Raw genomic sequence first — 20,254 nt, forward strand, 5'->3', positions numbered from 1 at the left:
CCGGTGACGCGAGGCCGGTGATACGGGGCAGTCGGGAAGCGGGAGACGGCAAACACTGGTCGGTTCCGTGTACGGACGCCGGTATGCATGTACGTGCGGATCCCCGCAGGTACGAACGGAAGCCGTACGGCGGCCCCAGTGGGAAGCGGAGACGACACGGTGACAGAAGCGATCCTCCTGGTCGGCGGCAAGGGCACCCGGCTGCGGCCGCTCACGGTGCGCACGCCCAAGCCGATGGTGCCCGCGGCGGGCGTACCGTTCCTGACTCATCAACTCGCCCGCGCCCGTGAGGCGGGCGTCGAGCACATCGTCCTCGCGACCTCCTACCTGGCCGAGGTGTTCGAACCGTACTTCGGCGACGGTTCGGCGCTCGGCCTGGAGCTGGAGTACGTGACCGAGCGCGAGCCGCTCGGCACGGGCGGCGCCATCCGCAATGTCGCCTCCCGGCTGCGTTCCGGGCCCGGCGACCCCGTACTGATCTTCAACGGCGACATCCTCACCGGCCTGGACATCCGCGCGCTGGTCGGCACCCATACGCGGTCGGGCGCCGACATCTCCCTCCATCTCACCCGGGTCGAGGACCCGAGGGCGTACGGGCTGGTGCCGACGGACGCGAACGGGCGGGTGACGGCGTTCCTGGAGAAGCCGCAGACACCGGAGGAGATCGTCACGGACCAGATCAACGCGGGCGCGTATGTCTTCCGGCGCTCGGTGATCGACGCGATTCCGGAGGGGCGGCCGGTGTCGGTCGAGCGCGAGACCTTTCCGGACCTGCTGGCGGCGGGCGCGCATCTCCAGGGCATGGTCGACTCCACGTACTGGCTGGACCTGGGCACCCCGCACGCCTTCGTCCGCGGCTCCGCCGACCTGGTCCTGGGCCGCGCCCCGTCCCCGGCGGTCCCGGGCCGCTGCGGCGAACACCTGATCCTCCCGACGGCCTCGGTGGCCCCGGACGCGAAACTCTCCGCGGGTACGGTGATCGGCCCCGGCGCCGTCATCGGCCCCGGCGCCCGCCTCACCGCCACCGCGGTCCTCCCGGACGCCGTCGTCGAACCGGGCGCCCAGATCACCCACTCCCTCATCGGCAGCAAGGCCCGCGTGGGCGCGCGCACCGTGCTGGCGAACGCGGTGATCGGCGACGGCGCGACGATCGGCGCGGACAACGAACTGCGGGACGGCATCAGAATCTGGTGCGACCGCACCCTCCCCCCGGCCACGGTGAGATTCTCCCCGGACGAGTAGGTCCCGGCCCGGGGACCCCCGTTCTGTCCTCGATCGCCGGACGGGCTGAAAATCAGCCCGTCCGGCGATCGAGGACACGAACAAGCCTGTCCGGCGCTTGAGGACCCGACGCCGCCCTGGGGGCCCGGGGGCCTGCCCCCGGTTTCGGGAAGGGGCGGGTCAGGGGAGAACCCACCGGCCCGTACGCTCGGCGGAGACACCGACCCCGACCCCCAGGACCGGACCCCACCCGTGGCAGGCCGATTCGTACCCCGCCCCGCACACCCGCACCGGCACCCCCACCCGCACGCACAGCCCCACGCCGCACCAACCGCACCGGCATCCGCACCCCCCACCCCGCAAGGCACCCGCCGATGGGTGCCCACCGGTGCGTACGATCTCGGGCTCGTCCTCGGTCCCCTCCGTCGCGGCCCCGCCGACCCCGCCTTCCGCGCCGTACCGGACGGCTCGTACCTGCGGGCCTGCCGTACGCCCATGGGTCCCGGCACCCTCCGGCTCAAGGCCGCCGACGGCGCCGTGGAGGCCGAGGCATGGGGCCCCGGCGCCGGCTGGATGCTGGAGCAGCTCCCCGAGCTGCTCGGCGCCGCGGACGAACCGGACGCCTTCACCCCCCGCCACCGCCTTCTCGCCGAGACTCTCCGCCACCGCCCCGGCCTGCGTCTCTGCCGTACCGGACGCGTGATGGAATCGCTGATTCCGTCCGTTCTTGAGCAGAAGGTCACCACCGTCGAGGCGTACCGTGCCTGGCGCACGCTCGTACGGAAGTACGGCGAACCCGCCCCCGGCCCCGCCCTCCCCTCCGGCGAGCGGCTGTATGTGATGCCCGACGCCCGGACCTGGTCGCTGATCCCCTCCTGGGAGTGGCACAAGGCAGGCGTCGACTCCAAACGCTCCGCCACGATCCTGCGTGCCGTCCGCGTCGCCCGCCGTCTGGAGGAGGCCGCGGCCATGGACCCGGTCCAGGCCGCCGCCCGGCTGCAACTGATCCCCGGCATCGGCCCCTGGACCGCCGCGGAGGTCGTCCAGCGTTCGAACGGCGCCCCCGACGCCGTCACCGTCGGCGACCTCCATCTCCCCGGCATCGTCGGCCACGCCCTCGCCGATGACCGGTACGCCGACGACGCGGCGATGCTGGAACTTCTGGCGCCCTACGAGGGCCAGCGTCACCGCGCGACCCGGCTGATCCTGCTGTCCGGCCGCACCCCGGCCCGCCGGACCCCGCGCACGCCGATCAGAAACATCGCCCGGCTGTGAGCACCGCCCGGCTGTGAGCGTCAACCCGCCCTGCCCACAAGCCGCCCTGCCCACCTGCCCACAAGCCGCCCCGCTCACAAGTCACGGTGCTCACAAGCCGGTTCAGCGCACCTCGATGTACTGCCCCGCGTCCCGCTCCGCCCGTTCCCTCGGCGCCTCCGCCGCATGCCCCACCGCCACCGCGCCCATCGGGTCCCAGTGCGCGGGCAGCGACAGCACCTCCCGTACGACCTCACGGCAGAACATGGTCGACGAAACCCAGGCGGAGCCCAGCCGTTCGCCCGCCAGCGCCACCAGGAAGTTCTGCACGCCCGCGCCCATGGCGACCGTGAACATCTCGCGCTCCGCGGTGTCGCGGCGCGGATCGCCGTAGCTGTGCGAGCCGTCCATCACCAGGCAAGGAACCACCAGGTACGGCGCCTTGCGCAGCACATCCCCGCGCCGGACGCGCTTGGCGACGGACTCCTCCGACCTGCCGTCCGCGCGCAGATCGGCGATCCAGGCGTCGCGCATCGCGTCGAGGAGACGCAGCCGCGACTCCGGTGACTCCAGAAGGACGAAGCGCCACGGCGTGGTGTGGTGCGGCGCCGGAGCCGTGATGGCCGCCGCGACGGCGCGGCGGACCGCGCCCGGGTCGACCGGTTCGCCGGTGAAGTCGCGGACGGTACGGCGCTGGGTGACGGCCTCCCGTACCGCCTCGGACGTACCGAGCCGGAACATGTCGTCCGCCGGGCTCCGCACCAACGCCCGCGCGCCGCCCGTCCCCACACTGTCGGCACCGCCCGTACCCGCGCCGCCACCACCCGCGGCACCCGCGCCATCCGTACCCGTACCCGTGCCCGCGTCGCTCACGAGATGCGCCAGACCGCTCACCACCGCGACCGGCAGCCCCGCGGCCTTGCCCTTCACCAGATCGCCCGCGGCGGCCAGTTCGTCGGCGAGGGCGACCACCGTCGCGCTCAGCGGATTGCCGTGCGCGTCCGTCCCGCCGCGCAGATCGTCCAGGACCCGCACCCCCGCGGCCCCGATCGCCACATCCGTGAGTCCATTGCGCCACGGCCGCCCGAAGGTGTCCGTGACGATCACACCGATGTCGACCCCGAGCGCGTCCCGCAGCCCGTCCCGCAGCGCCCGCGCCGAGGCGTCGGGGTCCTCGGGCAGCAACAGCACTGTCCCGACGGGGGTGTTGGAGGCATCCACCCCGGCCGCCGCCATCACCAGACCCTGCCGGTTCTCGACGATACGAAGGGTCCCGCGCCGCGCGACGACCCGTACCGTCTCCGCGTCGATCGCCGCCTCGCGATCCGCCGCCTCGACGATCCTGCCCTCGGCCTTGGAGACTATCTTCGAGGTCACCAGCAGGACGTCCCCGTCGGCCAGCCCCGGCTCGGCGGCCGCGATCAGCTTCGCGAGATCGTCCCCGGGCCGCACCTCGGGCAGTCCGGGCAGGGCGCGTACACGGTACGAGGCGACGGCGGCCGGAGCGTGGCCCGCGCCCGGGTCCACCGACCCGCCGGAGGACCCGCCCGAAGCCGACGTCGAAAAAGGCGTCGAAAACGGCGTTGAGGACGAAGACAAGGGTGCCGTCATGCCCGTACCTCCTCGGCCAGCTTCAGCGCCTCGCGCGCCATCTCCGCCGCCGCGTCCACATCCGTCATCATCAGCGGCACCGCCCGGCTGCGGATGCCCGCGCCCTCGATCTCCGGCACCGCCCCCGCGTCCACCGTGTCCACGAGCCAGCCGTCGAGCAGCCCCGAGCCGTAGTGCAGCGCGACCGCCGCCGCCGTCGCCTCGACACCGATCGCGGCGAGCACCTTGTCGGCCATCCCGCGCACCGGCGCGTCCCCCACGATCGGCGAGAGCCCGACAACCGGCACGCCCGCCTCGGCGATGGCCTCCCGGATCCCCGGAACGGCCAGGATCGTGCCGATGCTCACCACCGGGTTGGACGGCGGGAAGAGGATGACATCGGCGGCGGCGACGGCCTCCAGCACCCCCGGCGCCGGCTTGGCCTGGTCCGCACCGACCGGGACGACCGCCTTCGCGTCCACCGAGGCCCGCATCCGCACCCAGTACTCCTGGAAGTGCACGGCCTTGCGCTCCCCGTCCACATCGACCGCCACATGCGTCTCGATACGGTCGTCCGACATCGGCAGCAGCCGCACTCCCGGCTGCCAGCGCGCGCAGAGCGCCTCGGTGACGGCGCTCAGCGGATAACCCGCGCCGAGCATCTGCGTACGGACGATATGGGTGGCGAAGTCCCGGTCGCCGAGGCCGAACCACCCGGGTCCGACCCCGTACGCCGCCAGCTCCGCCTTGACCTGGAACGTCTCGTCCGTACGCCCCCAGCCTTGCTCTTCATTGATGCCACCGCCCAGGGTGTACATCACCGTGTCGAGGTCGGGGCAGACCTTCAGCCCGAACAGATGGATGTCGTCACCGGTGTTGCCGATCACTGTGACGTCCGCGTCGGGCGCGGCCTGCTTGAGGCCACGAAGGAAGCGGGCGCCGCCGATACCGCCGGCCAGAACCACAATGCGCATAAATACATTGTCTCAGCCGGAGGCCGGTCGTCGGGGGCCGGTGGCCGGGCGGTGGACGGGACTCTCAGGCGGGTACGACATCCTCCTGCGCCGCCGGGGAGCACAGGGCCGTGTGCATCGGCATCTCGGTCAGACCCGGGTAGTAGATGTGCAGGCTCACGGCGGGTTCGATCGCGTCATTGACGACCTCGTGCACATAGCCGGGCGCGAAGATCCGCTGCGCCCCCGGAGCCAGTGAGCGGCGGCCGCTCCGCGAACGCTCCGTCAGTTCTCCCGCCAGCACGGTCAGTACGCCGGAGGACGGGCCGTGGTCGTGCGAACCGGTGCCCTGGCCGGGCACCCAGGAGAGCAGCCACACCTCATATCCGGGTCCGGTGCGCAGCCGGTGGTACCAGCGGCTGGTGGCGTCGTACCGGACGAGCGGCGCCCACTCCGCCCGGTCGGCGGCGAGCGTCCGGGCGAGACCCGCGAACTCGGCCACGGTGGCGGGATGCTGACGGACCGGCTGGAGAAGATGCCGGACCTCAAGGAGATCGCCGGCGATCTGGATGTCGCTGTCGCTGTTCATGGGTGCGGTGGTTCCTCGGCAGAAAAGACACATCGGCAGAAAAGGCAGAAGAGAAGCGCGATCAACCGCGCACGGCGTGTACGGCGTACGCCGACAGTGGTCGCGGTGATCGGGATCAGTCGGTGATCAGGGTCAATCAGAGAGAAGACCGGGGGCGATCAGAGCGATCGCGGCTTCCCCGTCAACAGCCGGAGCGGCGACAGCGACAGCGAGCCTGAACAGCGCTGCGGAATCCACGGACGTGGGTCGCGGTGTGCGCGGGGATCACTGGCATGACCTCAAAGGTGGCGAACCCGGTTGCGGGTGTCAACTCGATGGCCGATTTGGTGGCAATGTTTCACCTCATCCGGTTACTCCGGCGAGGGAGAGGTTTGTCCGCCCTCGCTCGCGGAGACATGGGGCAGCGACTGTGCTCGCAAACATCGTCACGCCCTTGTGATCAGACTGTGATCCGGATCGCTTCCGTTGCCGGGACGGCACCGGGGCCGCGGTCCGTGGCGTCTCTCGTGGTGAGAGGTGGTGGATGTGGGCAGGCCAGTGGCATGTGTCAGGTTTTTGGTGATTTGAACACTTTCCGCATAGCCTTGGTTCCGCAGAGTGAATACCGGGCCCAATAGCAGATCTCGGCTTGACCGGCCCAGAGCACGCACTTGTAATTTCACTCGTGTCGTTCGGCCGAAATCGACAACGGCCAGATCACGGGGACGCGAAGACAGACGAGGGGCGCACATGACCGAGCTGTTCCAGCAACTGCTGGTCGAGGACGCGGACGAGGAACTCGGCTGGCAGGAGCGCGCCTTGTGCGCCCAGACCGATCCCGAGTCCTTCTTCCCCGAGAAGGGCGGGTCCACCCGCGAGGCCAAGAAGGTCTGCCTTGCCTGTGAGGTCCGTTCCGAATGTCTTGAGTATGCCCTCGCCAACGACGAGCGATTCGGCATCTGGGGCGGACTGTCCGAGCGTGAACGGCGGCGACTGAAGAAGGCCGCGATCTGACCGCTCGCGCCCACTCGCGACAGTTCCCTTCCTGTTTCCGCCCGATCCCGGCGGATCCCTTCCGCCCATCCCGCCCGATCCCCGGCCGCTCCCGCCCGCTCCCCTCGGGTGGACCGCCACCCGGTGACGCCCGCACACCCCTGCCGGGCGCGCCCCGCCTCGTAACCACCGGCCCACCCCGTGCCGGCCGAGGCGTTGACCGAGGTGTTGACCGAGGCTGACCGCGGTGTTGACCGAGCCGCCCGTCGTCACCGCACCCGAGCGCCGTTCACCCCGCCCCCGGCGTGCTCCCGCAGGTGCTGTCCCGCGCCAAAGCGCCCATTCACCACCATCACCACCAGCCCCGAACGTCACAACCTCGTCCCTGTCGAACGGTCCGCCGCCCGCGCCTTCCCCCGCGGGCGGCGGACCGTCCTGTTGCCAGCCGTTAGTGTGGGGCCCCGTCCCAGACGCTCCACGCCCCTTCGGGGCGACCCCTCGGCCGGAGGGCCCGTTACCTCAATGTCCCCCACCACCGCCGCGTTCGTTCCCGCCACCGCCCCGGAGTTCCCGAGGCACGTCGTGACCGCCGTACTCGTCTCGCACGACGGCGCGCGCTGGCTGCCCGACGCCCTCGCCGGGCTGCTGGGCCAGGAACGCCCCGTACAGAACGTCATGGCAGCCGACACCGGCAGCGCCGACGACTCCGCCCGGCTGCTCACCGAGGCCCTCGGCGACGACCGCGTCCTGCATCTCGCGCGCCGCTCCGGATTCGGTACGGCCGTCGACGAGGCGGTCCGTACCGCCGGGGTGCTCACGCCCGACGATCTGCCGTATCTCAAGCGGCCCAGCGGCTGGGACCCGGTCACCAGGAGCTGGCGCGACGACACGTACGACATGCCGGAGCTGCCCCACGGCGAGCCCGTGCAGTGGCTCTGGCTCCTGCACGACGACTGCGCGCCCGAGCCCGACGCCCTCGCCGAGCTGCTGCGCGTCGCCGACTCCGACGAGTACGCCGCCGTCATCGGCCCCAAGCTGCGCGGCTGGTACGACAGGAAGCAGCTCCTCGAAGTCGGCGTGTCCATCGCCAACAGCGGCCGCCGCTGGACCGGGCTCGACCGGCGCGAACAGGACCAGGGCCAGCACGACCAGGTCCGCAGCGTCCTCTCCGTCTCCAGCGCCGGCATGCTCATCCGCCGCGATGTGTGGGAGGAGCTGGGCGGCTTCGACCGGCGGCTGCCGCTCATGCGCGACGACGTCGACCTGTGCTGGCGCGCGCACGCCGCGGGCCACCGGGTGCTCGTCGCCCCCGACGCCGTCCTGCGGCACGCGGAGGCGGCCGCCCGTGAGCGCCGTACGGTCGACTGCGCGGGCCGCTCCGTCGTCAACCCGCACCGGGTCGACAAGGCCGGCGCCGTCTACACCATGCTCGTCAACGCACGGGGCGCCGTCCTCCCGTACGTGCTGCTCCGCCTGGTCGTCGGCACCCTGCTGCGTACGCTCGCCTATCTGGTGGGCAAAGCGCCGGGGCAGGCCGTCGACGAGGTCATGGGCCTCTTCGGCACCCTGCTGAGGCCCGGCAGGATCATCGGCGGCAGGCGCCAACGCGGCAAGGGCGTCGTCGAGCCGGCCGAGCTGCGCCCGCTCTTCCCGCCGCCCGGTGCGACCGTACGGGCCACCGTCGAGCAGATCGCCGCGAGCCTCGGCACCGGCAACGAGGCCGACGCGGGCGGCTCACGGCACGGCGCCGTCGAGTCGGGACCCGGCGGGGACGACGCCGACTTCCTGGAGGTCGAGCAGTTCGCCCGGCTGAAGAAGCTCGCGCACAAGCCCGGGCCCGTGCTCTTCGCGATCCTTCTCGTCGTCTCGCTCGTCGCCTGCCGCGGACTGCTCGGCGGCGGCGCGCTGGCGGGCGGCGCGCTGCTGCCCGCGCCGGGGGACGTCTCCGACCTCTGGTCGCGGTACGCGGACGGCTGGCACGCCGTCGGCACGGGAAACACCGAGACCGCGCCGCCCTATCTCGCCGTACTGGCCGCGCTGTCCGTGCTCTTCCTCGGCTCCACCGGCTTCGCGCTGACCCTGCTGCTCGTCTGCTCGGTGCCGCTCGCCGGACTGACCGCCTACTTCGCCTCGCGCCCGCTCGTCGAGTCCCGGCTGCTGCGCGCGTGGGCGAGCGTCGCGTACGCCTTCCTGCCCGCCGCGACCGGCGCGCTGGCGACCGGGCGCCTCGGTACGGCCGTCCTCGCCATTCTGCTGCCGCTGATCGCGCGGGCCGCGGTCGCCGCATACGGAATGCGCGCCGGAGCGTACGCCGAGGGCGTGCGCGGGAGCTGGCGCGCCACCTGGGCATACGCCTTCCTGCTGACCTTCGCGATGGCCTTCACCCCGGTGGTCTGGCCGCTGGCACTGCTGCTCGGCCTCGGGGTCCTGGTGCTGCGCCGCGACGACATCGCCGCGTACGGGGCGCGCGTCCTGGCCGGGCTCGGCACGCCCGTACTGATGCTCGCGCCCTGGTCGCTGTCGGTGCTGACGAGTCCGTCCGCGTTCTTCCGCGAGGCGGGCCTGGAGTTCGGTACCGGCGAGGCCTCCGCGTTCGATCTGCTCGGGATGAGCCCCGGCGGCCCCAAGGCCGCGGGCGGTGTCCTGCTGATCGGGATCGTGCTGGCCGCGCTGGCCGCCCTGCTGCGCGGCGAGCGGCAGTTCGCCATCCGTACCGCCTGGGCCGTCGCGCTCCTCGGGCTGGTCTTCGCGGTGATCTCCAACAACTCCGGCTGGGCCGGACCCGCCACCCTGGTCTACGGCATCGCGCTGATCGCGGCCGCCGTGCTCGGCGCGGACGGCGCCCGGGAGCGGGTCGCCGCCGAGAACTTCGGCTGGCGCCAGCCCGTCGCCGTACTGATCGCCGCCGCGGCCGTCCTCGCCCCGCTGCTCGGTGCCTTCGGCTGGATGATCAGCGGCGCCGCGGGTCCGCTGGAGCGCCGCGACCCGGTGCAGGTCCCGGCGTTCGTCGCGGAGGAGAGCATCACCCGCGACCAGCCGCGCACCCTGGTCCTCGGCGGCACCTCGCCGGCGGAGGTCTCGTACACCCTGGTCCGCGGCTCCGGCGGGCGCCTCGGCGACGCCGAGCTGGCCGAGTCCGGTGGCAGCGACCCACGGCTCGACAAGATCGTCGCGAATCTGGTCGCGGGCTCCGGCGCGGACCAGACCGACCAGCTCAGCGGGTTCGCGATCCGCTATGTGCTGGTACGGGACGGGGCGCCACGGCAGATGAGCCGTGTCCTCGACGCCACCCCGGGGCTGACCCGGCTGAGCCAGCTCGACGGCAGCGCGCTGTGGCGCGTGGACCGGCAGATCTCCCGGGCCGTGATCGTCGACGGCAAGGGCGCGGGCGAGCCGCTGGCCGTGGCCGCCGGGCCGGTCGAGGCGCACACGGAGATCCCGGCGGGCGCCGCGGGACGGGTACTGCGGATCGCGGACCGGGCCGCCGAGGGCTGGCAGGCCACGCTCGACGGCGAGGTCCTGCCCAAGAAGACCGTCGACGGCTGGGCACAGGGATTCGAACTGCCCGCCGAGGGCGGCCGGCTGGACCTCACCTACGAGGACCCGATCACCCACACCGCGTGGATCTGGGCGCAGGGCGCGCTCGCCGTCGTCCTGCTGGTCCTCGCGCTGCCGGGGCGCCGCCGGGAGATCGACGACGACCTGCCCGAGGAGGAGGCGGAGATTCCGGCGGAGGCGCCGGCGGGCGAGGGCCGCAGGGCCAGAAGGCTGCGGGCGGCGGCGGAGGCCGCGGATGCCGGGGACACCGGGGATCCCGAGGAGACCGGCGCCGCGCCCGGGACCCGTGAGGCTCCCGAGGCCGGTGAGCCTTCGGAGACCGGGGCCCGGGAGTACGGCGGGGAGTACGGGACGGACCGGGCGGGCGCGTACGAGACGGGTCCCCAGGCGGCCGTTCCGCCGATGCCCGACGCGGCTCCGGCGGCCGATCCGTACGGTTCCGTTCCCCAGCAGCAGACGTACGACTGGGACGCCAACGCCGCGGCGGGCGCGGGTGTCGGCTACGCCCAGGACCCGTACCAGAACGGCCAGAACAGCCAGCAAGGCCAGCACGGACAGAACGGCCAGTACGCCGACGGCGGTCAGTACGGCGAAGGCCAGTACCAGCAGCAGCCGTACCAGCAGTACCCCGCGGGCCAGTACCAGGACGGCCAGTACCAGCAGGTCCAGTACCCGGCCGGTACGTACGAGCAGGGCCAGTACCCCGACGGCTCGTACCAGCAAGGCGGATACCAGGACGGCCAGGCGCAGATCCCCGGCCAGTACGACCCGTCCCAGTACGACCCGTACGGCTACGGCCAGCAGCAGCCCTACGCCGACGGCCACGAGAACGACCGGCGTCCGCGCCCCGACGGGAGCAGCAACCAGTGAACCGTACGACTCTCTCCCTCATCGCGGCCGCCACCGCCCTCGCCGCCATCACCGGATTCGCCTCGCTGACCGCGCCGGACTCCACGGACACGGCGGTCGCGCAGGCCCCGGCGCTGCTGCCCGTGGAGCGCACCACGCAGCTCTGCCCGGCGCCGAGCGTGTCGGACGTCGCCGAGACGACCTACACCTCCTTCACCCCCGCAGGTACGGCGGGCACCTCCGGCGGTGACGCGGCCGGCACCGCCGAGCTGCGGGAGTCCGTGGTCACCCTGGCCGACGCGGCGGACAGCACGGCCAAGAAGGACGACAAGAAGAAGGACCCGGCCAAGGCTCCCGCGCAGGACAAGGCCTTCATCACGCTGAAGGAGCCCGGCAAACCCGTCGCCGGTGAGGCGAGCGGTGCCGACGCCCCCGCCCTTGTCGGCAGCGCCACCGGCCGCTTCGCCCCCGGCTGGACCACCCAGCAGACCACCACGGTCGGCGTCGGCGGCGCGCGCGGGCTGCTCGGGACGGCCTGCGCGGGACCGGACACCGACTTCTGGTTCCCCGGCGCGAGCACCGAGGCGACACGCCAGGACTATGTCCATCTCACCAACCCCGACGACACCGCCGCCGTCGCCGACATCGAGGTGTACGGGAAGGACGGCGTCCTCAAGTCGGATGTCGGCGAGGGCATTCCGGTGCCCGCGAAGTCGAGCGTGCCGGTGCTTCTCTCCACGCTGACCAGCGAGGCGGCGCCCGATGTGACCGTGCATGTCACCACCCGTACCGGCCGGGTCGGCGCCGTGCTGCGGGTCGCCGACGAGAAGGCGGGCAGCGACTGGCTGGCGGCCTCGGGCGATCCGGCGGGCCGGGTGGTGCTGCCCGGCATCCCCGCCGACGCCACGGACGTACGGCTGGTGGCCTTCGCGCCCGGCGAGGACGACGCCGATCTGAAGGTGCAACTGGCGGGCGCCGACGGCACGATCGTCCCCGCCGGGAACGAGACCCTGCACGTCAAGTCCCGGATGACCGCGTCCGTCGACCTCGCGGACGTCACCAAGGGCGCGGCCGGATCGCTGATCCTCAGCCCGGCCCAGAGCGGGCGCGCGACCCCGGTGGTCGCGGCGCTGCGGGTGGTCCGTGGCAAGGGCTCGTCGCAGGAGATCGCGTTCATCCCGGCGACCGCGCCGATCGCCTCGCGCGCCACCGTGGCCGACAACCGCGCCAAGGGCACGACACTCTCGCTGACCGCGCCGGGCGCGACCGCGAAGGTCAAGGTCACGGCCTCGGCGGGGACCGGCGGCGGCGAACAGGCCGAGAAGACATACACCGTCAAGGGCGGTACGACGCTGGCCTTCACCCCGCCGGTGCCGGCCGGGCTGAAGGGCTCGTACGCGCTGACGGTCGAGCCGGAGCCGGGCGGCGGCCCGGTCCACGCGGCGCGCACACTCGCGCTGCCGGAGGACGGGGTCCCGATGTTCACGGTGCAGACGCTGCCGGACGACCGGGGGACGGTGTCCGTACCGAAGGCACGAGAGGATCTGTCGATCCTGGGCGACTGAGCGTGCCGCGGCGGGGCTCCGATGGGGGTCCCGCCGCCGCGTTACTCCTGCCCGTACCGCGGGTCGACCGACTCCGGCGCCAGCCCCAGCAGCTCCGCCACCTGCTCGACCACGACCTCGTGCACCAGCATGGCGCGTTCGTCGCGGTTCTTGGTCCGGATCTCCACCGGCCGCCGGAAGACGAGGATGCGCGCGGGCTGCTCCTTGTTCGCGGGCATCGAACTGCCCAGCGGTACGGTCTCCTCCTGAGTGGTGGGCACGTCCATCACCATGAACTCGACATCCGCGAGCTGCGGCCAGCGCCGTTCGAGCCGGTCCACGGAATCCCGGACGAGATCACGGAACGACTCCGAGCGACTGCTGGAGAGCGGCACCTGAGGAGGTGCGACGGGTCCGCGCATTCCGCGGCCGTGTCGGTCGCGCCGGCGCGGTCGTGGTTCGATCGGGCGGGGCGGTACGGGACTGTCCATCACTGACGCAGGGTAGCCCTCCCCGGCGCCGGTCGAACGCGCCGTCGTCCTGCTCGTACCTCATGTCGCATATTGAGCATTCCGGCCAAGGTTGGGCTCGAATGCATACGGTGCTGCGATCGCCGATCTCATTGCTCTTGACAGGTTTTGTACCAAGTGGTGACTGGGTGACAGCTTGTCGCTATCCCGTCACGCGTCTTCCCATGCAGGTCAGAGGGGTCGCTTCCAGCCAAGTTGTGGCCGAAGTCACGGTGCGACACGGGGGAGTGACCTGGTGGAGAGTCGTCGCGGCCCGCTCAAGAGTGCGGTACCGTCCAACGTCGTGAGCCCTGTACGTCGCTGTTCGCGCACCGCGTGCGGCCGCCCTGCTGTCGCGACACTGACGTACGTCTATGCCGACTCGACCGCGGTCCTCGGCCCGCTCGCCACCTACGCCGAGCCTCACTGCTACGACCTGTGCGCGGAGCACAGCGAGCGGCTGACGGCGCCGCGCGGCTGGGAGGTCGTCCGGCTGACGGACGGCTCGGCTCCGGCGCGCCCGAGCGGGGACGATCTGGAGGCGCTCGCCAACGCCGTACGGGAAGCCGCCCGCCCCCAGGAGCGCGCGGCCGAGGGCGGTGGCAAGCCGGCGCGCGGGGCGGATCCGATGGAGGTCGGGCGCCGGGGGCATCTGCGGGTGTTGCGCTCACCCGATTCCTGAACCGCTGTTTTTCTCTGAGTGCTTCTCCCCGAGCCCTCTCCCCGGTGCGAGTCCCCTGCCCGCCGGTGTGATTCCTCTCCCCGCTGGTGTGGGTCCCCTCCCGGCCGGTGCGGGTCTCCGCCGGTATGAGTCCCCGCCGCGATTTCCGCTACGGATCCTGTGCGGGCCATTGACCTTCACTTGTCGCGGACACGACCATTCCTGCACTCGTGAGAGATCAGTTTCCGTATCGCGGAATCCGGAGGACTGTCGTGTTCGTACAGCAACTCGAACCTGTCGCCGACTCACTCGCACTCTCCGCACTCGTCGCCGCGTTACCTCTGGCCACCGTGCTGATCCTGCTCGGTGCCGTACGGATGAAAGCGCACCTCGCGGGGCTCATCGGCCTCGCCGTCGCGGTCGCGGTCGGCTGGCTCGCGTACGGAATGCCCCTCGGCCAGACCCTCTCCGCCGGTGCCCAAGGGGTGCTCTTCGGGCTCTTCCCGATCATGTGGATCGTCGTCAACGCCCTGTGGGTGTACCGGATGACGGTTCGTACCCAGCACTTCGACATCCTGCGGCGCTCCTTCGGGCGCCTCTCCGACGACCCCCGGATCCAGGCGCTCGTCATCGCCTTCTGCTTCGGCGCGCTGCTCGAAGCGCTCGCCGGCTTCGGGGCGCCCGTCGCGATCTGTTCGGTGATGCTGGTCGCGCTCGGCTTCGACCCGGTCAAGGCCGCCGTCGTCTCGCTGGTCGCCAACACCGCGCCCGTGGCCTTCGGCGCGATGGGCACGCCCGTGGTGACACTGGCTCAGGTCACCGGACTGCCGCTGGACACGGTCGCGTCGGTCGTCGGCCGGCAGACCCCGCTGCTTGCCCTGGTCGTACCGCTCGTGCTGATAGGGCTCGTCGACGGCAGGCGCGGGCTGCGCGAGACCTGGGTGCCCGCGCTGGCCTGCGGAATCGCCTTCGCCGTCGCGCAGTTCGCCGCCTCCAACTTCGTATCCGCCCAGCTCGCCGACATCGGCGCCGCGCTGGCGGGGGCTGCGGCCCTGATGGCGGTGCCCTCGGCGCGCAAGCCCGCGGCGGAGCCGGTACGGGTGGCGGTCCTCACGGGCGTACGGAGCGAGGACCTGGACCGTGAGGACCCGCGCCCGGAAGTGCTGCGCGCCTACGCGCCGTACGGACTGATCGTGGTGATCTTCTCGGCCGCCCAGATCCCGCCCGTCAAGGACCTGCTGGCGAAGGCGACCCGGCTCTTCGACTGGCCCTTCCTCGATGTGGCGGACTCGGCCGGGAAGCCGGTCGGCGCCAATGTCTTCTCCCTGCCGCTCGTGGCCACGGGCGGCACCCTCGTCCTGCTCGCCGGTGTGTTCACGGCCGCCGTACTGGGCGTACGGGCGGGGGACGCGGCACGGGAGTGGGCGGCCACGGTGCGCGAACTGCGCTACGCGATCCTCACCGTCACCTCCGTACTGGCCCTCGCCTATGTCATGAACCTCTCCGGACAGGCGGCCACCATCGGCCACTTCGTCGCGGCGGCGGGCGCCGGGCTGGCGTTCCTCTCGCCGATCCTGGGGTGGTTCGGAGTCGCTGTCTCGGGCTCGGACACCTCGGCCAACGCGCTCTTCGGCGCGCTCCAGGTCACGGCGGCGAGCGAATCCGGCCTGTCGCCCGAGCTGCTGGCCGCGGCGAACAGCTCCGGGGGAGTGCTCGGCAAGATGATCTCGCCACAGAATCTGACGATCGCGTGCGCGGCGGTGGGGCTGGCGGGGAAGGAGGGGGATCTGCTGCGCAAGGTGCTGCCATGGAGTCTGGGGCTTCTCCTCGTGATGTGCCTGATCGTGGTCGGGCAGAGCACGGCTGTGCTGGGATGGATGCTGCCCTGACGTCTCTGGGGCGCGGCCTGACGTCCCTGGGTCCTGGCTTCACGTCCCTGGGTTCTGGCCTGACGTCCCTTGGTCCTGGCTTGACGTCCCTGGGGCCCCGGCTTGGGTAGTTTGTCGTGGGCTGCGTCGTGGGCGCAGTGGCAGCACATATGGAGGGGTGGCCATGGCCGATTTGTCGCAGCTCGTGAAGGCGTACGACGTGCGCGGGGTGTACCCGGACCAACTGGACGACCGGCTCGCGGAACTCTTCGGCGCCGCCTTCGTCCAGGTCACCGGCGCCGACGCGATCGTCATCGGCCATGACATGCGGCCCTCCTCGCCCGGACTGGTGTCGAGCTTCGCGCGGGGAGCCGCCTCGCGCGGAGCGGACGTCACGGTCATCGGGCTGTGCTCCACCGACCAGTTGTATTACGCGTCGGGGAGCATGAAGCTGCCGGGCGCGATGTTCACGGCCTCGCACAATCCGGCCCAGTACAACGGCATCAAGATGTGCCGGGCGGGCGCGGCTCCAGTCGGGCAGGACACGGGCCTGGCGGAGATCCGGACGCTGGTGGAGGGCTGGCTGGACGCGTCGGACGCGGGCGCGCGGGGCTCTGTGGCTTCCGTACCCGATTCTTCGGCGGGAGCGGGGGCGGGGGCGCGGCTGGGGGAACGGCCGGGGGAACGGCCGGAGGTGCGGCCGGGAACCATCACGCAGCGTGACACGTTGTCCGAGTACGCCGCGCATCTGCTGTCCCTGGTCGACCTCTCCGCCATCCGCCCGCTGAAGGTCGTCGTGGACGCGGGGAACGGCATGGGCGGACACACGGTCCCCACCGTGTTCGCCGGCCTGCCGCTCGACGTGGTGCCGATGTACTTCGAGCTGGACGGTACGTTCCCGAACCACGAGGCCAACCCGCTGGACCCGAAGAACATCGTGGACCTCCAGGCCCGCGTCCTGGCCGAGGGCGCGGACCTCGGCCTGGCCTTCGACGGCGACGCCGACCGCTGCTTCGTCGTCGACGAGCGCGGCGCCGGCGTCTCCCCGTCGGCGATCACCGCGCTGGTGGCGGCGCGCGAACTGGCCAAGCACCCGGGCTCCACGGTGATCCACAACCTGATCACGTCCTGGTCGGTCCCCGAGGTCGTCAGGGAGCAGGGCGGCACCCCCGTCCGCACCCGCGTCGGCCACTCCTTCATCAAGCAGCAGATGGCCGCCACCGGCGCGATCTTCGGCGGCGAGCACTCCGCCCACTACTACTTCCGCGACTTCTGGAACGCCGATACGGGCATGCTCGCCGCGCTCCATGTCCTCGCGGCCCTCGGCGGCCAGCCGGGACCCCTGTCCGCGCTGGTCTCCTCGTACGACCGCTATGCCGGTTCCGGGGAGATCAACTCCACGGTGGACGACCAGCAGGCCCGTACCGCAGCGGTCCGCGAGGCCTTCGCCGTCCGCGAGGGCGTGACCTTCGACGAACTCGACGGGCTGACGGTGACGGGCGCGGACTGGTGGTTCAATCTGCGCCCCTCCAACACGGAACCGCTGCTGCGCCTGAACGTGGAGGCGCGCGACCCGGCGACAATGGCCAGGATCCGGGACGAGGCATTGGCGCTGATCCGCTCCTGATCGGCTCCTGATCCACTTCTGGCCCGCTTCTGGTTCACTTCCGAGGCGGCGGAACCGGTTCCTGCGATGGCGACTGCGGCCGGGCACGCCCTGTCTCTGTGCCAGTCACTCACCTGCGTCAGCCTCAGCCACCCATATGCGTCAGCCACCGCGGAAACCATCGGGTGAGCCCCACCCCGGCCCTCGGCGGTAGGCTGACGTGGCCCGATCCACCCGTTTCTGCCCGCCTGTTCGAAGGGACACCACTCCCATGCCGCTCGAAGCCGGCCTCCTGGAGATCCTCGCCTGCCCGGCCTGCCACGCGCCGCTCAGCGACCACACGGCGGCCGACACCCCCGAGCTGATCTGCACCGGTGAGGACTGCGGCCTGGCCTATCCGGTACGGGACGACATCCCCGTCCTCCTCGTGGACGAGGCACGCCGCCCCGCCTGACCCGACCCCCTGCCAGGCCAGGCGCCCCACCCAAGCGCCACCACGGCGTCCCGCGCCGGGCGATCGGAGGCCCACCCCATGCTCGACGAGTCGCTGCTCGACGCTCCCGACGCGCTGGCCCGCGCCGACCGCCGCGGACTGCTCCGCGGCGCCGCCGAGGCCGGGGCCCGGGTACGCACCGCCCTGCGGCACACCGCCGAGGCCGGAATCGCCGCGCTCGCCCCCGAGGGCCGCCCCCGCGCCGTACTGATCGCGGGCTCCGGAGCCGCCGCCACCGGTGTCGCCGATCTGATCGGCGCCCTGGCCGGCGGCACCGCGCCCGTCACCCGGCTGCGTCCCACGGGCGTCGCCCCCGCCGCCGGCGCGCTGCGCTGGGCCCTCCCGGGCTGGGCCGGCCCGGTGGACCTGCTGCTGATCGTCACCACCGACGGCGGCGAACCCGGCCTCGCCCTCCTCGCCGAACAGGCCTACCGCCGCGGCTGTACGGTCGTCGCCGTCGCCCCCCGGCAGTCGCCGCTGACCGAGGCGGTCGACGGTTCGCGCGGTCTGCTCCTGCCGATGGCGGCCGCGCCGAACGAGTGGCTGGAGCGGGAACCCGTCCAGGTCGCCGGACCCGGCGCGCTCTGGGCCCTGCTCGTCCCGCTGCTCTCGCTCCTCGACCGCGTCGGCCTGATCAGCGCGCCGACCGGAACGCTGCAACTCGTCGCCGACCGGCTGGACCGTACGGCCGAGCGCTGCGGCCCCGCCATCGCGACGTACAGCAACCCGGCCAAGACCCTCGCCGCCGAACTGGCCGAAAGCCTCCCGCTGATCTGGACGGAGGGCACGGCCGCGGCCCCCGCCGGGCGCCGCTTCGCCGCCGTACTGGCCGAGCTGGCCGGCCGGCCAGCTCTCGCCGCCCAGCTTCCGGACGCCCTTCCCGCCCATGGCGCGCTGCTCGCCGGTGACTTCGCGGGCGCCGCCGACCCCGACGACTTCTTCCGCGACCGGGTCGAGGAGCGCCAGCCCCTGCGCGCCCGGATCGTCCTGCTCCGTGACCGCCCGGTCGGCGGGCTCACCGCGGCCCCCGCCGCCCGCGAACTCGCCCTGGGCCATGACACCGCCATCAGCGAACTCGAACCCGAAGAGGGCAGCGAACTCGAAGCCCTCGCCGAGCTGATCGCCGTCACCGACTTCGCCACCGTCTATCTGGCCCTCGCCGGAGGCGCCCCCGTATGACCCGTTTCCGCATGACATGACCCGCTTCCGTACGACCCTTCGCGCGGCGATCGTTCGTACAGCACCCCTTCGTACGGCGACCCTTCGTAAAGCGACTGTTCGTACGGCATGGGAACCTTCGTCGGCACACACCCGCGCCGCCGGCGCACGCCCCACGTCGTCACCCCCGACTCGTCCCTCCCCGTATCAGAAAGCTCATCCCATGGACCGCCTGTCGAACACCGTGCGCCCCTACGCCTGGGGCTCCACGACCCTCATCCCGGAACTGCTCGGGACCGCCCCCACCGGCGAGCCCCAGGCGGAGATGTGGATGGGCGCCCACCCCGGAGCACCCTCGCGCCTCGACCGCGGCTCCGCCTCCGGTGAGCAGGCGCTCTCCGACCTCATCGATGCCGACCCCGAGGCGGAACTCGGCGCGGCCGCGGCCCGGAAGTTCGGCCCCCGTCTGCCGTTCCTCCTCAAACTCCTCGCCGCCGCCTCCCCCTCTCCCTCCAGGTCCACCCCGATCTCGCCCAGGCGAGGGAGGGTTACGAGGACGAGGAGCGCCGGGGCGTCCCCGTCGACGCCCCCCACCGCAACTACAAGGACGCCAACCACAAGCCCGAACTGATCTGCGCGCTCACCCCCTTCGACGGCCTCTGCGGCTTCCGCGCCCCCGCCGAGGCCGCCGAACTGCTCGCGCGCCTGGACGTCGACTCGCTCAAGCCGTACGTCGATCTCCTCCACGCCCACCCCGAAGAGGCCGCGCTGCGCGAGGTCCTGACCGCCGTCCTCGGCGCCGACCCCGCCGCGATGGCCGCCACCGTCGCCGAGGCGGCCGCGGCCGCCGAGCGGCTCGGCGGTGACCACGCGCCGTATGCGTCGATCGCGCGCCACTACCCCGGCGACCCCGGTGTCATCGCCGCCATGCTGCTCAACTACGTACAACTCCAGCCCGGCGAGGCCCTCTTCCTCGGCGCGGGCGTCCCGCACGCCTATCTCAGCGGCCTCGGCGTCGAGATCATGGCCAACTCCGACAACGTCCTGCGCTGCGGCCTCACCCCCAAGCACGTGGACGTTCCCGAACTCCTCCGGATCGTGCGCTTCGAAGCGAGCGAGCCGGATGTGCTGCGCCCGCGGGCATCGTCCTCCGGCGAGGAGCTGTACGAGACGCCCATCGACGAGTTCCGGCTCTCCCGCTTCGCTCTCGCGCCCGGCGCCGCACCCCGCGATCTCACGGCCGGCACCCCCCAGATACTTCTCTGCACGGAGGGCACCCCCCGTGCGAACGATCTGGATCTGACACCCGGCGCCTCGGTCTTCGTCCCCGCGGGCGAGAAGGCCGAACTGTCCGGTACGGGCACTGTGTTCCGTGCCACAGTGGTGGTCTGATTCACCGTCCCCGCGCACGGCTGCAACAATGTCCCGC

The 20,254-nt window shown here is 72.1% G+C and carries 14 protein-coding genes and 1 pseudogene; 11 read left to right on the forward strand and 4 right to left on the reverse strand.

All coding sequences use genetic code 11. The annotated features are described in order from the left end of the window. The first annotated feature begins 159 nt into the window (after positions 1–159). Together KQY30_RS22365 and KQY30_RS22370 are read left to right on the forward strand one after the other, a co-directional pair. On the forward strand, positions 160–1,242 hold the full coding sequence (locus KQY30_RS22365) for an NDP-sugar synthase (RefSeq protein WP_254407278.1): 1,083 nt from the start codon (positions 160–162) through the stop codon (positions 1,240–1,242). Positions 1,243–1,473: 231 nt separating this feature from the next. Next, positions 1,474–2,496: a DNA-3-methyladenine glycosylase gene (locus KQY30_RS22370; protein ID WP_217308369.1), complete on the forward strand. Its 1,023-nt coding sequence runs from the start codon at positions 1,474–1,476 to the stop codon at positions 2,494–2,496. 102 nt (positions 2,497–2,598) lie between these two features. Here KQY30_RS22370 and KQY30_RS22375 read toward each other — a convergent pair whose 3' ends face one another. The 3 genes from KQY30_RS22375 to KQY30_RS22385 form a co-directional block, all read right to left on the reverse strand. Then, positions 2,599–4,002, reverse strand: coding sequence for a coenzyme F420-0:L-glutamate ligase (locus KQY30_RS22375; RefSeq protein ID WP_254407279.1), 1,404 nt, complete (start codon positions 4,000–4,002; stop codon positions 2,599–2,601). Positions 4,003–4,082: 80 nt separating this feature from the next. Continuing rightward, complete coding sequence (gene cofD / locus KQY30_RS22380) at positions 4,083–5,039, reverse strand: 2-phospho-L-lactate transferase (RefSeq protein ID WP_046499280.1); 957 nt, start codon at positions 5,037–5,039, stop codon at positions 4,083–4,085. A 64-nt stretch (positions 5,040–5,103) separates the two neighbouring features. Beyond that, complete coding sequence (locus KQY30_RS22385; protein WP_217308371.1) at positions 5,104–5,607, reverse strand: cysteine dioxygenase family protein; 504 nt, start codon at positions 5,605–5,607, stop codon at positions 5,104–5,106. A gap of 729 nt (positions 5,608–6,336) precedes the next feature. On the opposite strand from KQY30_RS22385, the gene KQY30_RS22390 reads away from it, so the two are divergent. From KQY30_RS22390 to KQY30_RS22400, 3 genes are all read left to right on the forward strand, one after another. Next, positions 6,337–6,600, forward strand: coding sequence for a WhiB family transcriptional regulator (locus tag KQY30_RS22390; RefSeq protein WP_014046372.1), 264 nt, complete (start codon positions 6,337–6,339; stop codon positions 6,598–6,600). 501 nt (positions 6,601–7,101) lie between these two features. After that, a complete protein-coding gene (locus KQY30_RS22395; protein WP_217308372.1) occupies positions 7,102–11,007 on the forward strand; it encodes a glycosyltransferase in 3,906 nt (1,301 codons plus the stop codon). Beyond that, positions 11,004–12,551, forward strand: coding sequence for a DUF5719 family protein (locus KQY30_RS22400; protein WP_217308373.1), 1,548 nt, complete (start codon positions 11,004–11,006; stop codon positions 12,549–12,551). The genes KQY30_RS22395 and KQY30_RS22400 overlap by 4 nt, the downstream gene beginning before the upstream one ends. Positions 12,552–12,592: 41 nt before the next feature. On the opposite strand, the gene KQY30_RS22405 is transcribed toward KQY30_RS22400, so the two are convergent. Then, positions 12,593–13,021 carry a metallopeptidase family protein gene (locus tag KQY30_RS22405; protein WP_217311248.1) on the reverse strand — a complete coding sequence of 143 codons (429 nt, stop codon included), beginning with the start codon at positions 13,019–13,021 and terminating at the stop codon, positions 12,593–12,595. Positions 13,022–13,295: 274 nt separating this feature from the next. On the opposite strand from KQY30_RS22405, the gene KQY30_RS22410 reads away from it, so the two are divergent. From KQY30_RS22410 to manA, 6 genes and pseudogenes are all read left to right on the forward strand, one after another. Beyond that, entirely contained in the window at positions 13,296–13,721 is a 426-nt protein-coding gene (locus tag KQY30_RS22410) for a DUF3499 domain-containing protein (protein WP_217308374.1), read from the forward strand. 251 nt (positions 13,722–13,972) lie between these two features. Beyond that, positions 13,973–15,589: an L-lactate permease gene (locus tag KQY30_RS22415; protein WP_217308375.1), complete on the forward strand. Its 1,617-nt coding sequence runs from the start codon at positions 13,973–13,975 to the stop codon at positions 15,587–15,589. Between the two features lie 163 nt (positions 15,590–15,752). Beyond that, complete coding sequence (locus KQY30_RS22420) at positions 15,753–17,195, forward strand: phosphomannomutase/phosphoglucomutase (protein ID WP_217308376.1); 1,443 nt, start codon at positions 15,753–15,755, stop codon at positions 17,193–17,195. A 250-nt stretch (positions 17,196–17,445) separates the two neighbouring features. Beyond that, positions 17,446–17,628 (forward strand): Trm112 family protein, encoded by a 183-nt coding sequence (locus KQY30_RS22425; protein WP_217308377.1) that lies wholly within the window; start codon positions 17,446–17,448, stop codon positions 17,626–17,628. Between the two features lie 78 nt (positions 17,629–17,706). After that, positions 17,707–18,846 (forward strand): SIS domain-containing protein, encoded by a 1,140-nt coding sequence (locus tag KQY30_RS22430; RefSeq protein WP_217308378.1) that lies wholly within the window; start codon positions 17,707–17,709, stop codon positions 18,844–18,846. Positions 18,847–19,048: 202 nt separating this feature from the next. After that, positions 19,049–20,217, forward strand: a pseudogene (gene manA, locus KQY30_RS22435) (mannose-6-phosphate isomerase, class I). Positions 20,218–20,254: the final 37 nt, after the last annotated feature.

This window comes from Streptomyces sp. GMY02 (assembly GCF_019056675.1).
Taxonomy (GTDB): domain Bacteria; phylum Actinomycetota; class Actinomycetes; order Streptomycetales; family Streptomycetaceae; genus Streptomyces; species Streptomyces odonnellii.